Source organism: Planktotalea sp., from assembly GCF_018607995.1.
GTDB lineage: Bacteria > Pseudomonadota > Alphaproteobacteria > Rhodobacterales > Rhodobacteraceae > Planktotalea.
On record NZ_JABBAL010000023.1, the window covers coordinates 209,460 to 229,659 of the forward strand.

The 20,200-nt window shown below is 55.3% G+C and carries 22 protein-coding genes; 13 read left to right on the top strand and 9 right to left on the bottom strand.

The window, feature by feature from the left end; translation table 11 throughout:
- The first annotated feature begins 55 nt into the window (after positions 1 to 55).
- Both glyA and QZ280_RS09515 read left to right on the top strand, forming a co-directional pair.
- Positions 56 to 1,345 carry a serine hydroxymethyltransferase gene (glyA, locus tag QZ280_RS09510; protein ID WP_293443129.1) on the top strand — a complete coding sequence of 430 codons (1,290 nt, stop codon included), beginning with the start codon at positions 56 to 58 and terminating at the stop codon, positions 1,343 to 1,345.
- Between the two features lie 119 nt (positions 1,346 to 1,464).
- Positions 1,465 to 2,334, top strand: a complete 870-nt coding sequence (locus QZ280_RS09515; RefSeq protein WP_293443130.1) for a DUF817 domain-containing protein — start codon at positions 1,465 to 1,467, stop codon at positions 2,332 to 2,334.
- On the opposite strand, the gene QZ280_RS09520 is transcribed toward QZ280_RS09515, so the two are convergent.
- Positions 2,300 to 2,746 carry a hypothetical protein gene (locus QZ280_RS09520; protein ID WP_293443133.1) on the bottom strand — a complete coding sequence of 149 codons (447 nt, stop codon included), beginning with the start codon at positions 2,744 to 2,746 and terminating at the stop codon, positions 2,300 to 2,302. The genes QZ280_RS09515 and QZ280_RS09520 overlap by 35 nt on opposite strands.
- Positions 2,747 to 2,774: 28 nt before the next feature.
- Here QZ280_RS09520 and QZ280_RS09525 point away from each other — a divergent pair, with 28 nt between their 5' ends.
- Complete coding sequence (locus QZ280_RS09525; RefSeq protein WP_293443135.1) at positions 2,775 to 3,539, top strand: alpha/beta fold hydrolase; 765 nt, start codon at positions 2,775 to 2,777, stop codon at positions 3,537 to 3,539.
- 66 nt (positions 3,540 to 3,605) lie between these two features.
- On the opposite strand, the gene QZ280_RS09530 is transcribed toward QZ280_RS09525, so the two are convergent.
- Genes QZ280_RS09530 through QZ280_RS09540 form a run of 3 tightly spaced genes read right to left on the bottom strand, consistent with a single transcriptional unit; the run spans position 3,606 to position 5,128 of the window.
- Entirely contained in the window at positions 3,606 to 4,484 is an 879-nt protein-coding gene (locus tag QZ280_RS09530; RefSeq protein ID WP_293443138.1) for a PhzF family phenazine biosynthesis protein, read from the bottom strand.
- Entirely contained in the window at positions 4,484 to 4,711 is a 228-nt protein-coding gene (locus tag QZ280_RS09535; RefSeq protein WP_293443141.1) for a DUF1150 family protein, read from the bottom strand. The genes QZ280_RS09530 and QZ280_RS09535 overlap by 1 nt, the downstream gene beginning before the upstream one ends.
- 3 nt (positions 4,712 to 4,714) lie before the next feature.
- Positions 4,715 to 5,128: an Hsp20 family protein gene (locus tag QZ280_RS09540; protein ID WP_293443144.1), complete on the bottom strand. Its 414-nt coding sequence runs from the start codon at positions 5,126 to 5,128 to the stop codon at positions 4,715 to 4,717.
- 171 nt (positions 5,129 to 5,299) lie between these two features.
- Here QZ280_RS09540 and QZ280_RS09545 point away from each other — a divergent pair, with 171 nt between their 5' ends.
- From QZ280_RS09545 to QZ280_RS09555, 3 genes are all read left to right on the top strand, one after another.
- Positions 5,300 to 5,524 carry a DUF465 domain-containing protein gene (locus QZ280_RS09545; RefSeq protein ID WP_040778810.1) on the top strand — a complete coding sequence of 75 codons (225 nt, stop codon included), beginning with the start codon at positions 5,300 to 5,302 and terminating at the stop codon, positions 5,522 to 5,524.
- Positions 5,525 to 5,599: 75 nt separating this feature from the next.
- Positions 5,600 to 6,088 (top strand): 5-(carboxyamino)imidazole ribonucleotide mutase, encoded by a 489-nt coding sequence (gene purE / locus QZ280_RS09550; RefSeq protein ID WP_293443151.1) that lies wholly within the window; start codon positions 5,600 to 5,602, stop codon positions 6,086 to 6,088.
- On the top strand, positions 6,081 to 7,154 hold the full coding sequence (locus QZ280_RS09555; RefSeq protein ID WP_293443154.1) for a 5-(carboxyamino)imidazole ribonucleotide synthase: 1,074 nt from the start codon (positions 6,081 to 6,083) through the stop codon (positions 7,152 to 7,154). Before purE ends, QZ280_RS09555 begins: the two co-directional genes overlap by 8 nt.
- 2 nt (positions 7,155 to 7,156) lie before the next feature.
- Here the strand turns inward: QZ280_RS09555 and QZ280_RS09560 are convergent, their stop codons facing one another.
- Positions 7,157 to 7,732: a YqgE/AlgH family protein gene (locus tag QZ280_RS09560; protein ID WP_293443752.1), complete on the bottom strand. Its 576-nt coding sequence runs from the start codon at positions 7,730 to 7,732 to the stop codon at positions 7,157 to 7,159.
- Between the two features lie 137 nt (positions 7,733 to 7,869).
- Here QZ280_RS09560 and QZ280_RS09565 point away from each other — a divergent pair, with 137 nt between their 5' ends.
- Complete coding sequence (locus QZ280_RS09565; RefSeq protein ID WP_293443156.1) at positions 7,870 to 8,679, top strand: protein-disulfide reductase DsbD domain-containing protein; 810 nt, start codon at positions 7,870 to 7,872, stop codon at positions 8,677 to 8,679.
- Here QZ280_RS09565 and QZ280_RS09570 read toward each other — a convergent pair.
- The 4 genes from QZ280_RS09570 to QZ280_RS09585 all read right to left on the bottom strand — a co-directional run bounded on the left by QZ280_RS09570 (position 8,676) and on the right by QZ280_RS09585 (position 14,968).
- Positions 8,676 to 12,083, bottom strand: coding sequence for an efflux RND transporter permease subunit (locus QZ280_RS09570; protein WP_293443159.1), 3,408 nt, complete (start codon positions 12,081 to 12,083; stop codon positions 8,676 to 8,678). The two genes, QZ280_RS09565 and QZ280_RS09570, sit on opposite strands and share 4 nt — an antisense overlap.
- Positions 12,084 to 12,086: 3 nt before the next feature.
- Positions 12,087 to 13,544 carry an HlyD family efflux transporter periplasmic adaptor subunit gene (locus QZ280_RS09575; RefSeq protein ID WP_293443162.1) on the bottom strand — a complete coding sequence of 486 codons (1,458 nt, stop codon included), beginning with the start codon at positions 13,542 to 13,544 and terminating at the stop codon, positions 12,087 to 12,089.
- Positions 13,545 to 13,637: 93 nt separating this feature from the next.
- The gene (moaB, locus tag QZ280_RS09580) at positions 13,638 to 14,180 is read right to left on the bottom strand and encodes a molybdenum cofactor biosynthesis protein B (protein ID WP_293443164.1); all 543 of its coding nucleotides are present in this window, start codon (positions 14,178 to 14,180) and stop codon (positions 13,638 to 13,640) included.
- Positions 14,177 to 14,968, bottom strand: coding sequence for a uracil-DNA glycosylase (locus QZ280_RS09585; RefSeq protein WP_293443167.1), 792 nt, complete (start codon positions 14,966 to 14,968; stop codon positions 14,177 to 14,179). Before QZ280_RS09585 ends, moaB begins: the two co-directional genes overlap by 4 nt.
- A 99-nt stretch (positions 14,969 to 15,067) precedes the next feature.
- Here QZ280_RS09585 and QZ280_RS09590 point away from each other — a divergent pair, with 99 nt between their 5' ends.
- The 6 genes from QZ280_RS09590 (at position 15,068) to QZ280_RS09615 (ending at position 20,199) form a co-directional block, all read left to right on the top strand.
- Complete coding sequence (locus tag QZ280_RS09590) at positions 15,068 to 16,018, top strand: aspartate carbamoyltransferase catalytic subunit (protein WP_293443170.1); 951 nt, start codon at positions 15,068 to 15,070, stop codon at positions 16,016 to 16,018.
- Entirely contained in the window at positions 16,015 to 16,536 is a 522-nt protein-coding gene (locus QZ280_RS09595) for a hypothetical protein (protein ID WP_293443172.1), read from the top strand. The genes QZ280_RS09590 and QZ280_RS09595 overlap by 4 nt, the downstream gene beginning before the upstream one ends.
- A gap of 113 nt (positions 16,537 to 16,649) precedes the next feature.
- Positions 16,650 to 17,183, top strand: a complete 534-nt coding sequence (locus QZ280_RS09600; protein ID WP_293443175.1) for an aspartate carbamoyltransferase catalytic subunit — start codon at positions 16,650 to 16,652, stop codon at positions 17,181 to 17,183.
- The gene (pyrC, locus tag QZ280_RS09605; protein ID WP_293443178.1) at positions 17,180 to 18,439 is read left to right on the top strand and encodes a dihydroorotase; all 1,260 of its coding nucleotides are present in this window, start codon (positions 17,180 to 17,182) and stop codon (positions 18,437 to 18,439) included. Before QZ280_RS09600 ends, pyrC begins: the two co-directional genes overlap by 4 nt.
- On the top strand, positions 18,440 to 19,042 hold the full coding sequence (gene plsY, locus QZ280_RS09610; RefSeq protein WP_293443181.1) for a glycerol-3-phosphate 1-O-acyltransferase PlsY: 603 nt from the start codon (positions 18,440 to 18,442) through the stop codon (positions 19,040 to 19,042).
- Positions 19,043 to 19,047: 5 nt separating this feature from the next.
- Positions 19,048 to 20,199, top strand: a complete 1,152-nt coding sequence (locus tag QZ280_RS09615) for an MFS transporter (protein ID WP_293443183.1) — start codon at positions 19,048 to 19,050, stop codon at positions 20,197 to 20,199.
- Position 20,200: the final 1 nt, after the last annotated feature.

Consider the following 20,200-nt stretch of genomic DNA (forward strand, 5'->3'; position numbering starts at 1 on the left):
ATTTATTTCCTATACGGCTAGCTCAACGCTTGAATTTTAGTTCTCGGAGTCCAAAATGACCAACTCAAACACCCAGTTTTTCACGCAAAGCCTCTCTGATCGCGATCCTGAGATTTTTGGATCCATCACCTCTGAACTTGGCCGTCAGCGCGACGAGATCGAGCTGATCGCGTCTGAGAACATCGTCTCGGCTGCCGTCATGGAAGCGCAAGGCTCTGTGATGACCAACAAATACGCGGAAGGCTATCCGGGCCGTCGTTATTATGGTGGGTGTCAGCATGTAGACGTCGCCGAAAATCTCGCGATCGAGCGCGCGAAAGAGCTGTTTGGCTGCGGATTTGCGAATGTGCAACCAAACTCTGGATCGCAAGCAAACCAGGGTGTGTTCCAAGCGCTTTTGCAGCCCGGTGACACGATCCTAGGCATGTCTTTGGACGCAGGAGGTCACCTCACACATGGTGCCGCGCCGAACCAGTCAGGTAAGTGGTTCAACGCCGTTCAGTACGGTGTGCGCAAAGAAGACAACCTTCTGGATTACGATCAGGTGGAAGCGCTCGCGAAAGAGCATCAGCCAAAAATGATCATCGCAGGTGGTTCCGCGATCCCTCGTCAGATTGATTTCAAGCGTATGCGTGAAATTGCGGATATGGTTGATGCATATCTGCATGTGGACATGGCGCATTTCGCGGGCCTCGTCGCCGCTGGCGAGCATCCATCGCCCTTCCCCCATGCGCACGTTGCAACGACGACAACGCATAAAACCCTGCGCGGTCCACGCGGTGGAATGATCGTCACAAATGACGAAGCGCTGGCGAAAAAATTCAACTCTGCAATTTTCCCCGGTATTCAAGGTGGTCCCTTGATGCATGTGATTGCTGCAAAAGCAGTAGCGTTTGGCGAGGCTCTGCGCCCTGAGTTCAAAGACTACATCAAGCAAGTCATCTTGAACGCACAAACATTGAGCGATCAATTGATCAAGGGTGGTTTGGACACAGTCACACATGGCACTGACACGCATGTTGTTCTGGTTGATCTGCGCCCGAAAGGCGTGACAGGCAACATCGTCGACAAGGCGTTGGGCCGCGCGCACATCACATGCAACAAAAATGGCGTGCCGTTTGACCCTGAAAAGCCGACCGTGACGTCCGGTATTCGCCTTGGCTCGCCTGCTGGTACAACACGCGGGTTCGGTGAAGCAGAGTTCCGCCAGATCGCGGATTGGATCATCGAAGTCGTGGACGGCATCGCCGCGAACGGCGCGGATGGCAATGCAGCGGTGGAAGCGAAAGTAAGGGGCGAAGTGGAGGCCATGTGCGCACGCTTCCCGATGTATCCGAACCTCTAAGTTCTCAGGATAAGTAGCAGCAAAATAGAGGGGTGCGTCGCTTGGCGTGCCCCTTTTTGTTTGCCAAACATCACGCCCCGCGATTGTCTACAACCCTGCCCCTGTGCCACTAAAGCGGGATGAGTAAAAAGCAATCTACCCGCCACATGGAACGTCGCCTAGGCGATGCAATGCGCAATCGCCTGCCGAGGGCGATCGCTGAGCTGGTGATGTTCACCCTAAAACAAGCATGGGCCTGTCTATTTGGTGCGCTCATGCTTTCTGGTCTCATCATATCAGACCTGATCTGGAACAATGCCTGGGCCGTTCAGCGCTACGATGCGTTGGTGATCTACGCGATCACGCTCCAGGCGCTTTTCTTGATTTTCAAGCTCGAAACCCTTGCTGAAGCGCGCGTGATCTTGCTGTTTCACCTCACGGGTACGGCGATGGAAATCTTCAAGGTTAACGCAGGAAGCTGGGCCTATCCCGAACCCGCATTACTCAAACTTTGGGGCGTGCCGCTGTTTTCGGGGTTTATGTATGCGGCAGTCGGCTCTTTCATAGCGCGTGTCATTCGCATCTTTGATATGAAGTTCGCGCCCTACCCGCCGCTTTGGATGACCTTCACTCTTGGCACGTTGATCTATCTGAATTTCTTCACCCATCACTACATTTGGGACGCACGCTATCTGTTGTTCGCAGCTACGTTGATCCTATTCATCCGCACACGTGTTTGGTTTCGAATTGCGGACGCAGACTATTGGATGCCACTGCCCTTAGCCACACTGCTTACCAGTTTCTTCCTTTGGGTCGCTGAGAACGTAGGCACGGGCACAGGCACCTGGATTTACGCAGGCGCGAACGGGATCGCGATTGTCAGCCTCGCAAAACTCGGGTCATGGTATCTGTTACTTTATGTGAGTTTTGTCACCGTCACAGTTGTAATGCGCGATGCATTGATCCCAACCCCGATCACAAAAACCCGCGCCACGCCAGAAGGGCGATAACCAGCGCGAAGACCCCCAAGATGTTTAGCGCTTGCGCGCCAAGCATCGACAGAATGGCATGTTTGCGACGTTCTTTGGGGTCTATCTTTTCGAGATGCGTGTGCAGCACAGTTTCCGCAGTCGCGACTGCATGCAGGTCCACTATACGCGCAAGCTTTGGGTGGCCTAGTTGCACTTTCGCGGTGCTGATCACTTGCGCTGCACGATGCGCATCACGCGGTAGGCGACGTCCCGCACGCTTCATCCCGCGTGGCAGATCGCGGGCTTTGACACCCAGCTTCACACGCAGCAAGTTCAGCACTTTCTGCTCTATCGCATTGAGATCTAGATCGTTTTGCATCGACTCACTTTCACGTACGCGCAGAGAGTACGCCAAGCCTAATGTCGCCTCAAGCAATGCCGACTGGAACATGTGCGAATTTCACGCTACGCCTTGGCCCATGCTAAATATCCTCACACATGGTACCGACACGACAAAGCCCCCGCTGATGATCGTTCACGGGTTGTTCGGATCGGCACGCAATTGGAATGTCATTGCCAAACGCATGTCCGAAAAGCGGCGCGTCATTGCGCCGGACATGCGCAATCATGGCAACAGTTTTCACGCAGGCAGCCACAGCTATGAAGATATGGCGAGCGATCTGAGCGAAGTGATTGCAACACACGGGGGCACGGTCGATTTGGTCGGACACTCCATGGGAGGCAAGGCTTCGATGGTGCTGGCCTTGAGCGAACCAGCCCAAGTCGCGCGGCTCTTGGTCGCCGATATAGCGCCCGTCACCTACACCCATTCGCAACAACAATTCATCGACGCCATGCGCGCAGTTGATCTGTCCAAAGTCACCCGCCGCGCGGATGCGGTGGAGCAACTGGCAGCGCACGTAGAGGATAAAACGCTACAATCGTTTTTCACCCAATCGCTTGATGTGAAAGAAAAACGTTGGAACTACAACCTTGATACGCTGGAGCAAGACATGCCAAAGATCCTTGGCTTCCCCGAAGTCTCAGGCACATACAACAGCCTTACCTTGTTCCTATCAGGCGCAAATTCAAACTACGTTCTGCCTGAGCATCGCGCTAAGATCAAAACCCATTTTTCCAATGCAAAATTTGCCAAAATACAGGACGCGGGCCACTGGCTTCACGCCGAACAACCTCGAGCATTCGAAGCCTCCCTGAAAGCCTTTTTAGAGTACCAGCCATAAAACCTGCTTTGCGCTTCCTATTTCTATAAATATCCCGTGGGTCACGGGGCTAACCCCCAGCCATGATCACAAATGCAGCATGCCGCTCATCAAAATATGCCCCGCACCTGCAACCTCAACACCTTCAATCGCATCGCGCGGCCCGATTAACCGCACATCTGCACGTCCAGGACGACCCATTGCATGGCCTTGTTCTGCTACGAATTCAGGCGTTTCTATCAAACCGTGCGTCCAAAGGTAACTCGCCAAGGCACCTGTCGCAGACCCTGTGAACGGATCTTCCGCAGGACTTGGTGGCAACAAGAGCAGTCGCGAAAACGTATCGCCTTGCTTTGTAAAACCGCCAAGCGTGCTTAGAAATGGCTCCATTACATCAGCGCCGAACTCTTCCAAAGTGTTGTTCATGGCCTCAATTGCAGAGGCATTCAGTGCCGCACAACAAAGCGCGACCCGATCGCGGAGCAGCGTAACAACAAAGGGTAAGCCCGTGGAGACCACTTGGGGCGGAGCGATGATATCCTCCACACGTAATCCTATCGCAGCTGCGGCCAATTCAATATCGACAACAGGCCCGAACACAGGCGCGATCTGGCGCATCGTGACGCGCTTACCATCCTCGCTTAAGTGAACGGGGATGATGCCGGCTAAAGTTTCCAGCGTCACATCACCCGTGCCAATCGTTCCCGCCGCGTGGGCCGCAACGACTGAGGCTACTGTTGGATGACCTGCAAATGGAATTTCACGAGTGGCGAGAAAATAGCGCACACGCACATCGGCGACATTAGAGGGGCCAAGAAAAGTGCATTCCACCAACGACGTTTCGCGCACGAAGGTCAAACAGGTTTCATCGTCAAGACGCGCCGCGTGGTGAACGACGGCGCATCCATTGCCGCCAAAGGGGCGATCCGTGAACGCATCGACCCAATGGACAGCAAAGTCAGCCATCAGTGCACCGCGTAAGGCGCATAGTCATTCTGGCGCGCCAGCACAAAGGCAAGGTTGCGATCTGCAACAATCGCCAAACGCGCACCGTCCTCAGAATGCACCGCATAAAGCTGCTCTGTGCCATCCGTCTGCTTTTGCATTTCTTCCGGCAGGTCCGTCACATCAATCGAGCGCACATAAACAATCCGCTCTTCGCTGTTTTTCGCAAAATCAAAATTCTCTGTCATGCTCTACCCTTTCTTAATGCTTATTGTTTGAACAACTGTGTCTGGTCGCGCACGAGTCAAATCGACGTGCAGCAGACCGTTTTCCATCAAGGCTTCACCCACCTCGACCCCGTCCGCCAGCACGAAACTACGTTGAAACTGCCGCGCGGCGATTCCACGGTGCAGGAACATACGGCCCTCGATATCGTCGGTTTGCCGTCCACGGATGACCAATTGGCGATCCTCAACGGTAATAGACAGATCATCCTCCGCAAAGCCGGCCACGGCGAGCGTTATGCGGTAAGAGGTATCTGTATTTTGTTCGATATTATAAGGGGGATAGCCTTCGTTTCCGGATTTGGCTGTGCGTTCGACAAGCCGTTCCAATTGCTCGAACCCCAGCATGTGCGGGTAAGATCCCAGTGTCATTTTCGTCATCGGTCTGTCCTTAAAGTAAAGCGACTGTCGATCTGCAGCGGTCCCGTTCTGGCAACCGGCGATAAGACGAATATGGGAAGCATCAAAGCTCAGTGCAAGGGCTATGCGCGCCTGTGCAGCAACGCTATACTGACTACTCTGACAATAAGACCTTTCACGGATTTTTCACATATGACCCCGCCCAATGATATTTCGATGAAAACCAACGATGTGCTGCGCGTAGAGTTGGAAGTTATGCGCCGTGAGCATCGTGATTTGGACGAGGCTATTCATGCGCTTGCGGAAAAGGGAACTGCGGATCCATTAACACTGCAACGTCTCAAACGTAACAAGCTGCGTTTGAAAGACAAAATCGCGCAGATTGAAGATCGATTGACACCTGACATTATCGCCTAATCGCATTGCGCTAATACAGCATAAGGCTATAGATATCCGCTCATATTTACCGCGTCCATTTCAAGGTGTCACAGCATGGCTAAGATCGAAGTAGGAATCATCATGGGCAGCCAGTCCGATTGGCCCACCATGAAAGAAGCCGCCGATATGCTGGACGCTTTGAAGGTTCCATACGAAACCAAAATCGTCTCCGCGCATCGCACCCCCGATCGTTTATGGGACTACGGCAAAACCGCGGCCTCTCGTGGCTTGAAAGTGATCATCGCAGGGGCTGGCGGTGCCGCACATTTGCCCGGTATGATGGCGTCGAAAACCCGTGTGCCTGTTGTGGGTGTGCCCGTGCAGACCAAGGCACTTTCAGGCGTCGATAGCCTTTATTCCATCCTGCAAATGCCGCGCGGATTTCCTGTGGCGACTATGGCGATTGGTGGTGCGGGCGCAGCGAATGCAGGCCTTATGGCGGCTGGTATTCTCGCGACGTCTGATGCTGATCTCGCTCAGCGTTTGGATGCGTGGCGCGAAGCTTTGTCAAACTCCATTCCAGAGGAACCAGTTGATGACTAACCCCCTTCCGCAAGGCTCAATCATTGGTATTTTGGGTGGCGGTCAATTGGGCCGTATGCTGTCTGTTGCGGCTGCGCGCTTGGGCTTTCGCACGCATATTTTCGAACCTGGCACAAACCCGCCAGCGGGCCAGGTTGCTGATCATGTGACCACCGCAGCCTACGGCGATGAAACCGCATTGCGCGCTTTCGGCGAGGCCGTCGATATCATCACATATGAGTTCGAAAATGTGCCGACGTCCGCGCTTGATTTACTAGGCGCGCTTGCACCAATCCATCCGGGCCGCGAAGCACTGCGCATCTCACAGGATCGCATCACTGAGAAAGATTTTCTCAACGGTCTCGGCCTGAACGTCGCGCCCTATGCAGCAGTTGAAGACGCAACCAGCATGCAAGCCGCAATCGAGCAAGTTGGTGTGCCATCCATTTTGAAGACACGACAGTTTGGCTACGATGGCAAAGGGCAAGCTCGTCTCAAGTCAGCAGCCGATGCAGATCAAGCGCTGACTGACATGGCTGGTGCGCCTTCTGTGCTGGAAGGGTTCATCGATTTTAGTTGCGAAATCTCAGTGATCGCTGCGCGTAGCCCATCCGGCGAAGTGGCCTGCTATGATCCGGGTGAAAACGTCCATGAGGGCGGCATTCTGCGTAAAACCACCGTGCCCGCGAACGTCAAATCGGCGCTGCGCATGGATGCGGTTTTGCTGGCGGGTCGTATACTAAATGAACTGGACTATGTGGGGGTGATGGGCGTCGAGCTTTTCGTGACACAGGCAGGGCTTGTGGTAAATGAAATCGCGCCGCGCGTGCATAATTCCGGCCATTGGACCCAGAATGGCTGCACTGTGGATCAATTCGAGCAACATATCCGCGCGATTGCTGGCTGGCCCCTCGGCAACGGTCAGCGCCACTCTGATGTGGTCATGGAGAACCTGATCGGCGACGATATGGACCGCGTTCCAACGCTGGCAACGCAAGCGGAAACAGCGCTACATTTGTATGGCAAGGCTGAGGTGAACGCGGGTCGCAAGATGGGCCATGTGAACATCGTCACAGCCAGCGCATAAGCTTAGGCACTCCCGCCGCTGGAAGACAGGATCGCAGGATCAATCCCGATCGCACCAAGCGATGCGGACCATTTTTGCGAATCTGGTGTGTCAAAGATGATATCCGGTCCCACATCGGCCAACAGCCACCCATTGGCCGCGATCTCCTGCTCTAGTTGACCTGGCCCCCAACCAGCATAACCAAGCGCAATCAAAGCGCGCTCTGGACCTTTATGCGCACCGATGTCTTCCAATATGTCGATTGTCGCTGTCATCGCGAACTGCAACCCCGTTTTCATTGTCGACAGTTCTGATTTGTAATCTGCGCCATGCAGAACAAATCCGCGCCCATGCTCGACCGGACCACCAAAGTAGATTGGCAGATCGGGACTGGTGTCGCCTTTCGGAATAGAAAGTTGATCCATGAGGTCGCCCAATTCGACGTCTTGAACACGCTTGTTCACAATGAGCCCCATGGCCCCTTCCGCCGAATGGGCACAGATAAAAATCACGCTGCTTTGAAAACGCGGATCTGGAATATCCGGCATTGATATCAAACACTTGCCAACAAGTTCGATCGGAGGATCGGGGGAAATCATACTTTTCATTATCTCTAGCTATTGGAGAAATAGATGATAGCGGTGACAGGTCAACGCAAGGGCTACTTGTCCGATCAGCAATATTTCTCGCAAATTAGTGACGTGACATTGTACGCGCCAAAGTGCACGCAGTTTGTATGTTGCTAAAAACCACACTTCTTTCTGCCCTTGTCGCTATGACTCTTGGGTCAAACGCAGTCGCGCAAAATTTCGATGACATCATTGATGCGAGCTTGATCACAGGGTGGCGTCAAGCCGATGGCAGCCACATGGCTGGCATTCGACTAAAGCTGGAAAACGACTGGCACACCTACTGGCGCGCACCCGGCGATGCGGGCATACCGCCGACGTTCGACATGGCAGGTTCGCGCAATTTCAAAGCTGCGCAGGTTATTTGGCCGCGTCCTGAGGTCTACGAACAGAACGGCCTCCGCTCGATCGTGTATCATGATCAGGTCATTCTACCGCTGCAAATCATGCCCAAGTCCAAGGGTGGTGACATCACGGTAAATGCCAAGATTGATATCGGTGTGTGCAAAGATATCTGCGTGCCGCAAACCCTGCGTATTTCTGCGGTGCTGCCTGCTGCAGATAAAAAACGCGATGGCCGGATTGTGGCGTCCCTCGCGGAGCGCGCTTATACGGGCAAAGAAGCGGGTGCCAAGAACGTGCGCTGCCAGATTACGCCAACAGCAGACGGTATCTCACTGACAACAACGTTGAGCTTGCCAAAGGTGGGCCGCCACGAAGCCATGGTCATCGAAGCCGCAAACCCGCTTTTGTGGATCGCGGAACCGCAGATGCACCGCTCTGGCAATACGCTAAGCGCGACCACAGACATACAACATGTTGAGGGCGCGCCTTTTATGCTGAACCGTAGCGGCATTCGCATCACCGTCTTGGGTGAAAACAAAGCCGTTGAAATTGCGGGATGCACGGGAGGTTAAGCCGCTTCTCTCTGGCCGCGCCGCATGAGTGTGAGCGCCAGCAGGGAAAACGCGAAAGCCGAAGCCACCATCACGCTAAGTCCCACGACGAAGATCAACAACGCCGCTGGCATCGCTGACATTTCGCCGAGACGCGGGACGAGTTGTGTGATGAACGGCAAGAGCGCGCCGTTAACGGCCGCATATCCCAACGTCGCCACGAGCCAACCAGCGACGAGCCCGGACAACGCCAGCAACGCCGCGCGCGGTCCTGACGCACGAAAACCAAGCCCGCGTTTATACGCATCCACCCGTCGGCGCACATCATACTGCATCGCTATCAAGGACGGCACGACCAGCAAGACCAAAAGCATGCCAAAGCCCAAGCCATAGACCAAAGTCACAACCGTTGGCTTCAGGAATTGCGCTTGGCTAGAGCGCTCAAAGAGCAACGGCAGCAAGCCCAGCACAGTCGTCAAGGTCGTCAGCATCACAGGGCGCAAACGGTTCGCAACTCCGTCAATAATCGACGGGATCAAACCGCGATCCTTGGCGTATTCGTCAATCGTCGTCACCAAGACAATGGAATCGTTGATGATAATGCCTGTCATGCCCAGCATCCCAACAATAGAGAACATCGACAAAGGTATATCCCAAACCGCGTGCCCATAGATCGTGCCGACCAAGCCAAAGGGGATCACTGCCATCACCACAACAGGGCGCGTCCAGCTGGAAAAGACCCAAGCCAACACCAGATAAATCCCAGTCAACGACAAGATCAGCCCTGTCATCGCATCACTGAGGAAGGCGCTTTCTTGCTCTGATTGACCAGACAAGCGCCATTCCACCTGCTGCTCTGATGCGATACGCAGCAAGATTTGCTCTTCCAACGCATCCTCTATCTCGCTCGCACGGGCTGGATTATCTTCTGAAATTTCGCCCGTCACCGAGATCAAACGCACACCATTTTCGCGCCGCACTGTGGAAAATCCAGTCCGTTGCGTGACACTGACAATATCCGCCAAGGGCACGTAGCTGCCCGACTTACTGCGCAGCAAAGTGCTATCAAGAAAATCCGCGCGCAATTCATCGCTTGGAAGTTCAACGCGGATCGTGGCACTGCGCGGTCCGTCTGGGAAGCTCGCCGCTTCGATCCCGTTCAAGCGGTGCCGCAAGACACGACCCAGTTGATCAATTGTAAAGCCCAGTGCTTGGCCTTGTGCAGTCAATTCAAGGATCAGCTCTTCCTTGTCATAGGCGAGATTGTCCTCGACCGCAGAGACCTCTGGAAAACGCGCCAATTCGGACTGAAGCGCTTCGCTGGCGGCTTTCAAAGTCTCCGCATCCGCACCGAAGAACTCGACATCGAGGCCAGATCCACCCGGACCAGAACGCCATGAACGAAACGAAATATTTTCCGTCAACGGATGGCGGCGCACTGCATCTTGCAAGTCCGCAACAAAGGCGAAGCTGGAATAGGGTCGTAAGTCTGCATCAATCAATTCAATCGAAATGCCACCCAACAAATCGTTGTCCTTGGTATCCGATCCCGCCAAACCGCGTCCCGACGACCCGCCAATCGTGGCCATCACATAATCGAGCGGATTTGTGCCGTGCTCTTTCTCATACTCCGCCGCAAGATCATTGGTCGCGCGCTGCATCTCGCGCATCATCGCAAGCGTGTCTTCGCGGTTTGCGCCCTCGACCATGGAGAAGTTACCCGTGACCGAAGACCGCTCTGGCGCGTTAAAGAACCGCCACTGCACATCGCCCGCAATGACCAGGGACACTTGGCTGGCAAGAACAACAATCATACCTGCAAACACCACATAGCGCGCCCAGATTACGCCTGCGATTAGCGGCCGGAAAATCGTATCGCGAACCCACTCGAAACCTTTGTTCACCACGCGGCTTGGCATATCGTACCAATGGGTTTTGACGCTGTGCGCCAAGGCATGACTCATGTGGTTGGGCAGGATCAGGAAACACTCTGCCAACGAGGCGATCAAAACGGCGATAACCGTGAAGGGGATATCCGCGATCAAATCGCCAAACCGTCCGCCAACTGCAACCAATCCAAAGAACGCAATCACAGTCGTAAGCGTCGCCGAGAACACTGGCATCGCCATGCGCCGCGCTGCGTTCTCGGCGGCGACGACTGGCGGTTCGTTCAATTCGCGCGCACGGTAATCCGCGTGTTCACCCACGACAATTGCATCATCCACCACGATCCCAAGCGTGATAATCAACGCGAAAAGCGAGATCATATTGATCGTCAAACCGCCCAAATACATGATCGCAATCGCTGCAAACAAAGCCACAGGAATACCCGCAGCCACCCAGAATGCGGTGCGTGCATTGAGGAACAGGAACAGCAGCAACACCACCAGCGCGAGGCCCGTGATTGCGTTATCCAGCAGAATGTTCAAACGACCGCTGATATATTCCGCGCGCGTGCGGATCAGCTCGATTGTGACTCCTTCGGGCAAGGTTGCCTGCATGGTGGCGGCCACGTCTTCGACCTGTCTTTGGATCGCAATCGCATCGCCTTTGTCAGAGCGGTCCACGCGGATGCTCATCGCAGGATCGTCGCCAACAAAGAACCCGACCTCGCGGTCCACACCCTCTTGGCTCAGACGCGCGACATCGCCGATGCGCAGTTTGGAACCATCATCATTAGAGCGCAAAACGATCTGTGCAATTTGCTCAGGCGTGCGTTTCTCAACGCCAGTGCGCACACGTGCAGAGCCGCCAGATACATCGCCTGCGGGATCGGCATCGACCTCGGACGCAATCGCGGCGGCGATATCGGCCATAGCGACATCGTAGGAGATCAGATTGCTCGACGGCACCTCGACAATTGTTTGCCCCGCTGCAACCCCGCGAATAGTGGCGCGTGTCACACCCTCACCGAATAGGCGAATGCTTAGTTCATCTGCAAACAGAGCAAGTTGTTCGACACCCACAGGCCCGGTGATCACAATGTCCGTTACACGATCGCGCCATTGACCGCGCCGTACGACGGGATCCTCGGCTTCATCCGGCAAGGCTGTCACTTGATCCACCGCAGATTGCACATCATCTGCTGCGCGCGCCATGTCCCAATTCGGCTCAAACTCCAAAGAAATCGAGGCACCTCCTTCGCGGCTGCTTGCACTTGAGCTTTCGACACCTTCCACCGACAAGAGCGCAGGTTCCATCACCTGAACGATAGCCGCATCCACATCCTCTGCACCTGCGCCGTCCCATGCGACAGACACAGAGACCTTGTCGACGACCACATCAGGAAAGAACTGCGCGCGCATTTTTGGCATCGCAACCAAGCCCGCAACGAGCATGACAACCAGCAAAAGATTGGCCAACGTTTTGTGGCGCACGAAATAGCTCAGCACACCACCTGCACCACTGGAGAGAGGACGCACCATCGCTTACCCCCCCATCCGGCCTTCGATCCGCTGCACCATTTGCGCAGGGACCTTGGGCTTATCAAGTTGGCTTAGAATGCGCGCTTTCGCTTCGTCTGGAATACGCTTGTTGGCTTCCACAAAAGCCCGGATCTTGGCGCGACGTTCTTCGCTGAGCTCCAGCATTTCAGGTTCTTCGATCTTCGCGGCACCCTCTACAGTGAGGGGCTTCACTTTGATTCCCGCCCCTAACAGCGGCGTGCGCGCACTGACAACATTGCGACCGCGCAAGCCACGCGCACGTACCAACACATCGTCGCCCTGACGGCGCACAAGCGTCGCGGCCATCGCTTCCAAACGATCCTCGGCCCCGATCAACAGCACATTGCCATCCGCGCCCAGCGCAGTGGCGGGCAAGCGGATCACACCACCGATTTCAGGCTCTGTCACTTCAACGCGCACGAAGTCTCCCGGTTTGAACCCAGGCGCTTTGTCGAGCGTGGCAAAGACCAAGCGGCCAGATTGCCCTTCACCCACCGAAGCGCTGTCACGGCTTAGCGTCCCTGTGGCGATCAAGTCTGCGCCAAAGACATCCAAAACTACTGACACCGGGGCGTCGCTTAGCGCACCTTGCTCGTCCAAAAGCCGCGCATATTGCGCGGTGGAGAGCCTGAACGACACTTCCAACGCATTGGGATCAATCAAACGGGCAAGGCGTTCATTCGCACTTACCAAACTCCCGCGGGAGGCGGTTACTTCGGTCAAAGCTCCATCAAATTCCGCGGAAATTGCGGTGTCTTCCAACCGACGCAGCGCATCGGCTTTGGCAAGTTTTGCGCGCGCAATGCGCGTTGTCGCTTGCTCTACACGCGCCTCTGCTTGCGCCAAGGCTTGTCGGCGTGCCAACACCGATTGACGCGCGGATGACGCGGCAAGCTCGGCGGATTCAACGGTTGCAGCCGTTCCGACGCCACGTTTTGCGAGATCTTCTTGACGCGCAAAAGCTTTCTCACGCAGTGCGACTTGTTCACGGGCTGCGTCCAGCTCATCTTGGGCCAACCCAATCGCGCGCGCAGCTTCACGGGCTTCCAACTCGGCATCGCTTAGATCACTGGCAGCACGATCCAAAGCACTTTGCGCTTCTGCGGGGTCAATGAGCAGCAAACGCTCACCCGCTTCGACGTTGCCGCCTTCGGTGAAATCCTCTGAAAGCTCCAAAACCGTACCGGATGCGCCAGCCCGCAGATCCAAGGTACGAGCACTTTCGATCTGGCCAAAGGCCGTCAAAATGGGGGCCACGCTTTGGATTTCGGCGGGCAACACAGTGACCGAAAAAATCCGTTCGCGTGAGCGGTTGGGGCGCTGCTCTTCGCTCATCCGCGCTTGCACTGCACCATAGACGAGCGAGCCTGCGTAGACGAGCAATCCAGCGGTCATCGCAACCAAGAATAGCCCTGCGAGGCTCTGTCGTAAAAATCTCATAGTGCCAACTTTCTAGCCAGTCATAGAATTAACGTAATGACCGAAAATGCGATGGCAAATCCAGTCACGTTTAACGTGATACGGCGCGCGCGCTTATTTCCGTCGCAAATGTTCGTCCAAGCGTGGCATTATTTCCACAAAGTTGCAGGGCTTGTGGCGATAATCGAGTTGAAACGCCAGAATTTCATCCCAAGCATCCTTGCACGCGCCGGGACTTCCGGGGAGTGCGAAGAGGTATGTGCCTAGCGCCACGCCACCCGTCGCGCGGCTTTGCACGGCAGATGTTCCGATTTTCTTCATGCTCACGTGCGTGAATACCGTGCCAAACGCATCAATCTCTTTCTCATACACATCACGGTGCGCTTCAACTGAGACATCGCGACCCGTCAGACCGGTCCCACCTGTGGAGATCACTACGTCAATCGCATTATCGGAGCACCACGCACGCAATTGCTCCGCGATCTCCACGCGTTCATCACGAATAATTTTGCGATCTGCTAGGATATGGCCCGCGGTTTCAAGACGTCCAACCAAGACATCACCAGAACGATCCTCTGCCAGTGCCCGCGTGTCTGACACTGTTAGCACAGCGATGCGTACAGGGATGAAAGTGCGAGTGTCGTCTATCTTGCTCATTCGGTCGCCCCTAGTTTTGCTTTCAATGCGAGCAGATCCGCCCAAGCTTCGCGCTTTTTGGTGGGATTATTAAGTAGAAACTCAGGGTGGTACATCGGCATGACGGGTAGGCCCATCGCCTCACCCCATTGTCCGCGAAGACGGGTGATGCCGCGTTTCCCAAGCACCGCCTGGCAGGCGACATTGCCCATCAAGACCAAAATATCGGGTTTCGCCAAAGCAACATGACGCTCTAGAAACGGCATCATCATGGCAAGATCAGCCTCGCTCACATCGCCGCCACGCGGCAGTCGCCACGGCAAGACGTTGGTAAGATAGACAGTTTCTGCACGGCTAAGATCAATTGCTTTCAACATATTATCGAGCAAAACACCCGTGTCACCCGTGAAGGGCAAGCCAGAGCGATCTTCATCGCGATTCGGCGCTTCGCCAATCACCATCACGCGCGCACCAAACGTGCCGTCTGCAAAGACCATATTGCGCGAGCCGCGTTTCAGTTCGCAAGCCTCAAAGCGTTCAAGCGCTGTCTTCAAAGCACCGATATCCTGCGCCGCCATCGCTACATCGCGCGCCAGGGCTGCGCCGTCGACCTTGTCGGCGACCGGCGCAATCCCAGCCTCGATCTTAGGCGGGGCGGCGGCAGGCACGGTTTTCTTCGGCTCTGGCTTCACTTCGAACCGGTTCACAGGGGTTTCGGACATCGTCTCATCCACGCCGAATTCGACCTGCCATTCCAGCAGAGCCTTCGCCGTGTGATTATCCAATTGCGTGATCTGCATCGATTCCATACAGCCAATCTATGCGGCTAGCGCCAGATAGGGAACGCCCCATCTTGCCCGCACGTGACAGCGCGCCTATAACGCCTCGAAACCAAACGAGGGCTGCGCATGACTTTCACTCAAGCTCACCTACTCGGGATCGAGCATTTGCACCCGTCCGAGATCACTGCCCTTCTTGATCTTGCCGATCAATACGTTGATCTAGGTCGCGCCAAGCACAAACATTCCGATGCACTCGCAGGCCTTACGCAGGTTAATATGTTCTTTGAAAACTCCACCCGCACACAGGCGAGTTTCGAGCTGGCTGGCAAGCGCCTTGGCGCGGATGTGATGAACATGTCGATGCAGGCGAGTTCGATCAAAAAGGGCGAGACGCTGATTGATACGGCGATGACTTTGAACGCGATGCATCCCGATTTGCTAGTCGTGCGTCACCCCCATTCGGGCGCAGTGGATCTATTGGCGCAAAAAGTGAACTGTGCAGTTCTTAATGCGGGTGATGGGCGACACGAACATCCGACCCAAGCCTTGCTCGATGCGTTGACAATCCGCCGAGCGAAAGGCCGCCTTCACCGTCTGTCCATCGCGATTTGCGGCGATATAGCCCATTCACGTGTCGCGCGGTCCAACATTATGCTGCTTGGCAAGATGGAAAACCGTGTGCGTTTGATTGGCCCGCCAACCTTGATGCCCAGTGAGATCAGCGAGTTCGGCTGTGAAGTGTTCGAGGACATGCGCGAAGGTCTGAAAGATGTCGACGTCGTGATGATGCTGCGTCTGCAAAAGGAACGCATGGACGGTGGCTTTATCCCGTCTGAGCGTGAATATTACCACCGCTACGGGCTTGATGCGGAAAAGCTGAGCTACGCGAAACCCGACGCGATCGTAATGCACCCTGGCCCGATGAACCGAGGCGTTGAGATTGACGGGGACATCGCAGACGATATCAACCGCTCCGTCATTCAGGAGCAGGTCGAAATGGGTGTTGCTGTGCGCATGGCCGCAATGGATTTACTGGCGCGTAATCTGCGTGCGACGCCAAAAGGTGTCATGGCATGAGCCTGACCATGGACATCACAGCAACTGAGCATGGGATCGTGCGTCTTTTCGCAATTGAAACTGTGCAAAGTTTTGATCACAGCAATCTCACACAGGCACTGGGTGTTGAAATCCTTGATCCCGAGCAGGCGGATATCATCACGATCAGTGACTTGGACGAGCTGGGTTTGGAGGGTTATCTCACCCTTGGCATGGGGATCGAGCCCGATGAGATCGAAGCCATGCGCGCACAGATCAGCGCGCTCAAAGGAGATGTCGCGCTTGTGCGCTCGGCCGCATTCGGCGGAATAGCCACGACACTGGCACCGCAAGCACCCCTGCGCTGGATAGCGAGCTTTGGCGAGACGCCGCTCGACACAACCGCGCCCCCGATCACCACATCATCCGCAAGCGGGACAATATCCAGCCCAGTGCCAAAGCAAGGCCCGACCAATAATCGCGTTTTGCTCTGGGTTTTGGCCGCATTCGCCATCATCGTGCTGACCACGATTTCAATGTTCATCCGCATCACGCCATAAGAGAGGCCTGTTCATGGAAGACCCCAAAGACCCAAGAATGTCCGGCCGCGTCGCATCCATCGTGCTGATCTTGTTGGCATTATTCGTCACACTTTTCGTGTGGATCGCCTGAGATGAGCGCGCAAACCGACGGTTGGGACGGCATATTAGACGACGGTGAAACGATCCTGTGGCAAGGGCGGCCAGATGCTGGTCTGTCCTTTCAAAACATAGATATCATGGGCACCCTCATGGGCCTTTTCTTCATCGGATTTTCGATCTTCTGGATGACAATGGCGATGAATATCACAAGTGATTTTGGACGCACAGGCTTTGGTGGCTTCCTTCCAAAAATTTTCCCGCTCTTTGGTCTGCCGTTCTTCTTTATTGGCTGTTACAATGCTTTTGGCCACATCTTCTGGGACGCCTATCTGCGCTCTAAGACCCACTATACGCTGACCAAAAAACGCACTTCCATTGCGACAGACCATCCGAGCAAGGGCAAGTTATTGATCGACCGTGATATAGATGCGGATATGACGATCACGCTCAAAGTCGGCCCGCCTGGTAGCGTCTTTTTCCAAGGCACAAACAACGGGTTCAAACGTATTGAAGACGGACGTCATGTTCACAAATTCATGCGCCAAATTCGGAAAGATCTAACATGAACATTCGGTTCACCAACGCTCGCCTGATCAATCCTGAGACAGGCACAGATGATATTGGCGACCTTGGTGTCGTTGACGGCAAAATTGCAGAGCCGACCGCGGACGCTGAGGTAATAGATTGCGCAGGCAAGTGCCTTGCGCCTGGGATCATCGACATTGGCGTGAAGGTTTGCGAACCGGGCGAACGTCATAAGGAAAGCTACCGCAGCGCGGGCCTTGCGGCGGCGGCGGGTGGTGTGACGACAATGGTAACGCGGCCTGACACGGCACCAGCAATTGATAGTCCCGAAGTGCTCGAATTTGTGCGCCGCCGCGCGAATGAAGCGGCGCCCGTTAACGTCCTTGTCATGGCGGCACTCACCAAAGGGCGTGAGGGGCGTGAAATGACCGAGATCGGCTTTTTGCAGGACGCAGGCGCGGTCGCTTTTACCGATTGCGATCATGTGATCAGCGACACCAAGGCCTACAGCCGCGCGCTTACATATGCACGCAGCCTTGGTGCCTTGGTCATCGCGCACATTCAAGAACCCAATCTCAGCAAGGGCGCTGCCGTCACATCCGGCAAATTCGCCTCCCTGCGCGGTCTGCCTGCGGTGTCTGCAATGGCCGAACGCATGGGGCTGGATCGCGATATCGCGCTGATCGAAATGACAGGGGTGCGTTATCATGCGGATCAAATCACCACCGCGCGTGCGCTGCCTGCATTAGAGCGCGCAAAGGCCAATGGCCTCGACATCACCGCGGGCGTGTCCATCCATCACCTCACATTGAACGAGCTTGATGTCGCGGATTATCGGACCTTCTTTAAGGTCAAGCCGCCGCTCAGATCGGAAAGCGACCGCCTCGCCGTAATTGACGCGCTGGCAAATGGCACCATCGATCTCATCTCCTCAATGCACACGCCGCAAGATGAGGAAAGCAAGCGTCTACCTTTCGAAGAAGCTGCCTCTGGCGCAGTCGCGATGGAAACGCTTTTGCCTGCTGCCATGCGTTTGATCCACAACGATTATATGGATCTACCGACACTCTGGCGCGCACTGAGTCTAGCCCCTGCGAAACGTCTTGGCCTCGATGCTGGCCGTCTCGCGGTTGGCGCACCCGCTGATCTGGTTCTTTTTGATCCAGACGCGCCCTTCATCATGGATCGCTTCAAGCTGCACAGTAAATCCAAGAACACCCCGTTTGACGGCGCGCGTATGCAGGGTAAGGTCCATGCAACCTACGTGGCGGGGCGCCCAGTTTTTGAGAGAGACTAAATGCCAATCATCGAAACAAGCGTGCTCGCGCTGCTTATCTGGGCCGTCCTTGGCTATCTCTTTGGCTCTGTTCCTTTCGGCGTTTTAATTTCGCGCCTCATGGGCCTGGGAGATTTGCGTGATATCGGGTCTGGCAACATTGGCGCAACCAATGTTCTGCGCACAGGATCAAAGCCAGCAGCCTTCGCAACGCTCGTTCTTGACGGGGCGAAAGGTGCCATTGCCGCGCTTATTGCCCGCGCAATGGCAGGGGAAGACGCAGCGCAAGTCGCAGGCTCGATGGCACTCATCGGACATTGCTATCCGATCTGGCTTAAATTCAAAGGCGGCAAAGGAGTTGCAACCTTCCTTGGTCTCTTGCTCGCACTCAGCTTGCCAGTTGGCGCAGCGTGCTGCGCGACATGGGCGGCTTTCGCCGCCTTGAAACGCATTTCTTCTCTCGCAGCGCTTGCAGCGGCTGGCTCATCAACATTCTGGATGACACTTCTTGGTTACTCCGAAGGCTTTGTGATGGGCGTTATCCTTACGGCCCTAATCTTCTGGCGCCACAGATCCAACATTACACGCTTGCGCGCGGGCACTGAGCCCAAGATTGGCGCATAAGCCAGTTGGCACCCTATAAAGACAGCAATTGGTCCAACATCATTGCGTCGTCTGCGATTATGTCATTGGCCTTGCTTGGGGATGCGTTGCTCTATGCGGTTTTGCCGGTTTACGCGGCTGATTTTGGCCTAACACTGCCTTGGGTTGGCGTGATGCTGTCTGCCAATCGCTTTGTACGAGTGTTTGCCTATGGTGCTATTGCACAGGTCACAGCCTTACTGGGTCCGCGTAAAATGTGCATAATCGCTGCGATCACGGCAACCTTCTCCACAGCGATCTATGGTTGCGGGCAAGGGCCCGCGGTCATTCTGTTTGCGCGCATTCTATGGGGTCTGACCTACGGCATTCTGATCCTCGCGACACTGTCTTACGCCGTCACCAGTCGAAAAAGCGCAGGCACGCGCATCGGGATCAGCCAGGCGATCCAACGCTCTGGCCCAATGCTCGCGCTACTGGCTGGCGCATGGCTTGTGGGACGGGTAGGCCCAAACATGGCTTTTATGCTGATCGCAATTGTGACCGCGCTTGCGCTGCCCCTCGCACTTAGACTCCCGCATGACGCGACAACCAAACCAAAACCCAAATCCTCAAGCGCGCTCCCACGACCCAAGCCCATCGACATTCTGTTTTTCTTGCAAGGCTACGGTGTTGATGGAGTCTTCGCCATTACAATCACCCTCATTTTCGCGCGCGAAACCTCTGTTGCCAACGCGGTGATGAGCGGCAGCGCGCTCCTTGCCATGCGCCACTTTGGTGAAGCCGTTGCAGCCCCTATATTTGGCTGGATCGCCGACAAGCTCGGGGCGAGCAAGGTTTTCATAGGTACCGCAAGCCTTACAATGCTTGGATTTATCTTTGTAGCCATCGGCTGGACCGTGCTTGGCGCGCTGATCATGCTCATATTTCGCGGGGCTCTCGCGTCCCTCGGCCCAGCTGTGATCGCGCAATCCACAAGCGAAGCAAACGATGTCATCGGCCCGCTCGCACGTATGCAAGCATGGCGCGATCTTGGAGCCGCCTGTGGCCCCCTCGCCACTGGCTTTCTTCTCGCGATCCTGTCACCAGAAGCGCAACACGCGCTCGTCGCAATCGCGCTTGGGATGGGGATCAGCTATTGGCTTTATGCAAAGCGACCCCGACATTCATCTTGCCCTTAAA

Coding starts and splice junctions, on each gene's coding strand:
- QZ280_RS09595 (WP_293443172.1), top strand. CDS start 16,015: ATGAGCCTGACCATGGACATCACAGCAACTGAGCATGGGATCGTGCGT.
- QZ280_RS09565 (WP_293443156.1), top strand. CDS start 7,870: ATGTTGCTAAAAACCACACTTCTTTCTGCCCTTGTCGCTATGACTCTT.
- pyrC (WP_293443178.1), top strand. CDS start 17,180: ATGAACATTCGGTTCACCAACGCTCGCCTGATCAATCCTGAGACAGGC.
- QZ280_RS09585 (WP_293443167.1), bottom strand. CDS start 14,968: ATGGAATCGATGCAGATCACGCAATTGGATAATCACACGGCGAAGGCT.
- QZ280_RS09525 (WP_293443135.1), top strand. CDS start 2,775: ATGCTAAATATCCTCACACATGGTACCGACACGACAAAGCCCCCGCTG.
- glyA (WP_293443129.1), top strand. CDS start 56: ATGACCAACTCAAACACCCAGTTTTTCACGCAAAGCCTCTCTGATCGC.
- QZ280_RS09540 (WP_293443144.1), bottom strand. CDS start 5,128: ATGACGAAAATGACACTGGGATCTTACCCGCACATGCTGGGGTTCGAG.
- QZ280_RS09545 (WP_040778810.1), top strand. CDS start 5,300: ATGACCCCGCCCAATGATATTTCGATGAAAACCAACGATGTGCTGCGC.
- QZ280_RS09570 (WP_293443159.1), bottom strand. CDS start 12,083: ATGGTGCGTCCTCTCTCCAGTGGTGCAGGTGGTGTGCTGAGCTATTTC.
- QZ280_RS09575 (WP_293443162.1), bottom strand. CDS start 13,544: ATGAGATTTTTACGACAGAGCCTCGCAGGGCTATTCTTGGTTGCGATG.
- moaB (WP_293443164.1), bottom strand. CDS start 14,180: ATGAGCAAGATAGACGACACTCGCACTTTCATCCCTGTACGCATCGCT.
- QZ280_RS09530 (WP_293443138.1), bottom strand. CDS start 4,484: ATGGCTGACTTTGCTGTCCATTGGGTCGATGCGTTCACGGATCGCCCC.
- QZ280_RS09515 (WP_293443130.1), top strand. CDS start 1,465: ATGAGTAAAAAGCAATCTACCCGCCACATGGAACGTCGCCTAGGCGAT.
- QZ280_RS09600 (WP_293443175.1), top strand. CDS start 16,650: ATGAGCGCGCAAACCGACGGTTGGGACGGCATATTAGACGACGGTGAA.
- purE (WP_293443151.1), top strand. CDS start 5,600: ATGGCTAAGATCGAAGTAGGAATCATCATGGGCAGCCAGTCCGATTGG.
- QZ280_RS09590 (WP_293443170.1), top strand. CDS start 15,068: ATGACTTTCACTCAAGCTCACCTACTCGGGATCGAGCATTTGCACCCG.
- QZ280_RS09520 (WP_293443133.1), bottom strand. CDS start 2,746: ATGTTCCAGTCGGCATTGCTTGAGGCGACATTAGGCTTGGCGTACTCT.
- QZ280_RS09560 (WP_293443752.1), bottom strand. CDS start 7,732: ATGATTTCCCCCGATCCTCCGATCGAACTTGTTGGCAAGTGTTTGATA.
- plsY (WP_293443181.1), top strand. CDS start 18,440: ATGCCAATCATCGAAACAAGCGTGCTCGCGCTGCTTATCTGGGCCGTC.
- QZ280_RS09555 (WP_293443154.1), top strand. CDS start 6,081: ATGACTAACCCCCTTCCGCAAGGCTCAATCATTGGTATTTTGGGTGGC.
- QZ280_RS09535 (WP_293443141.1), bottom strand. CDS start 4,711: ATGACAGAGAATTTTGATTTTGCGAAAAACAGCGAAGAGCGGATTGTT.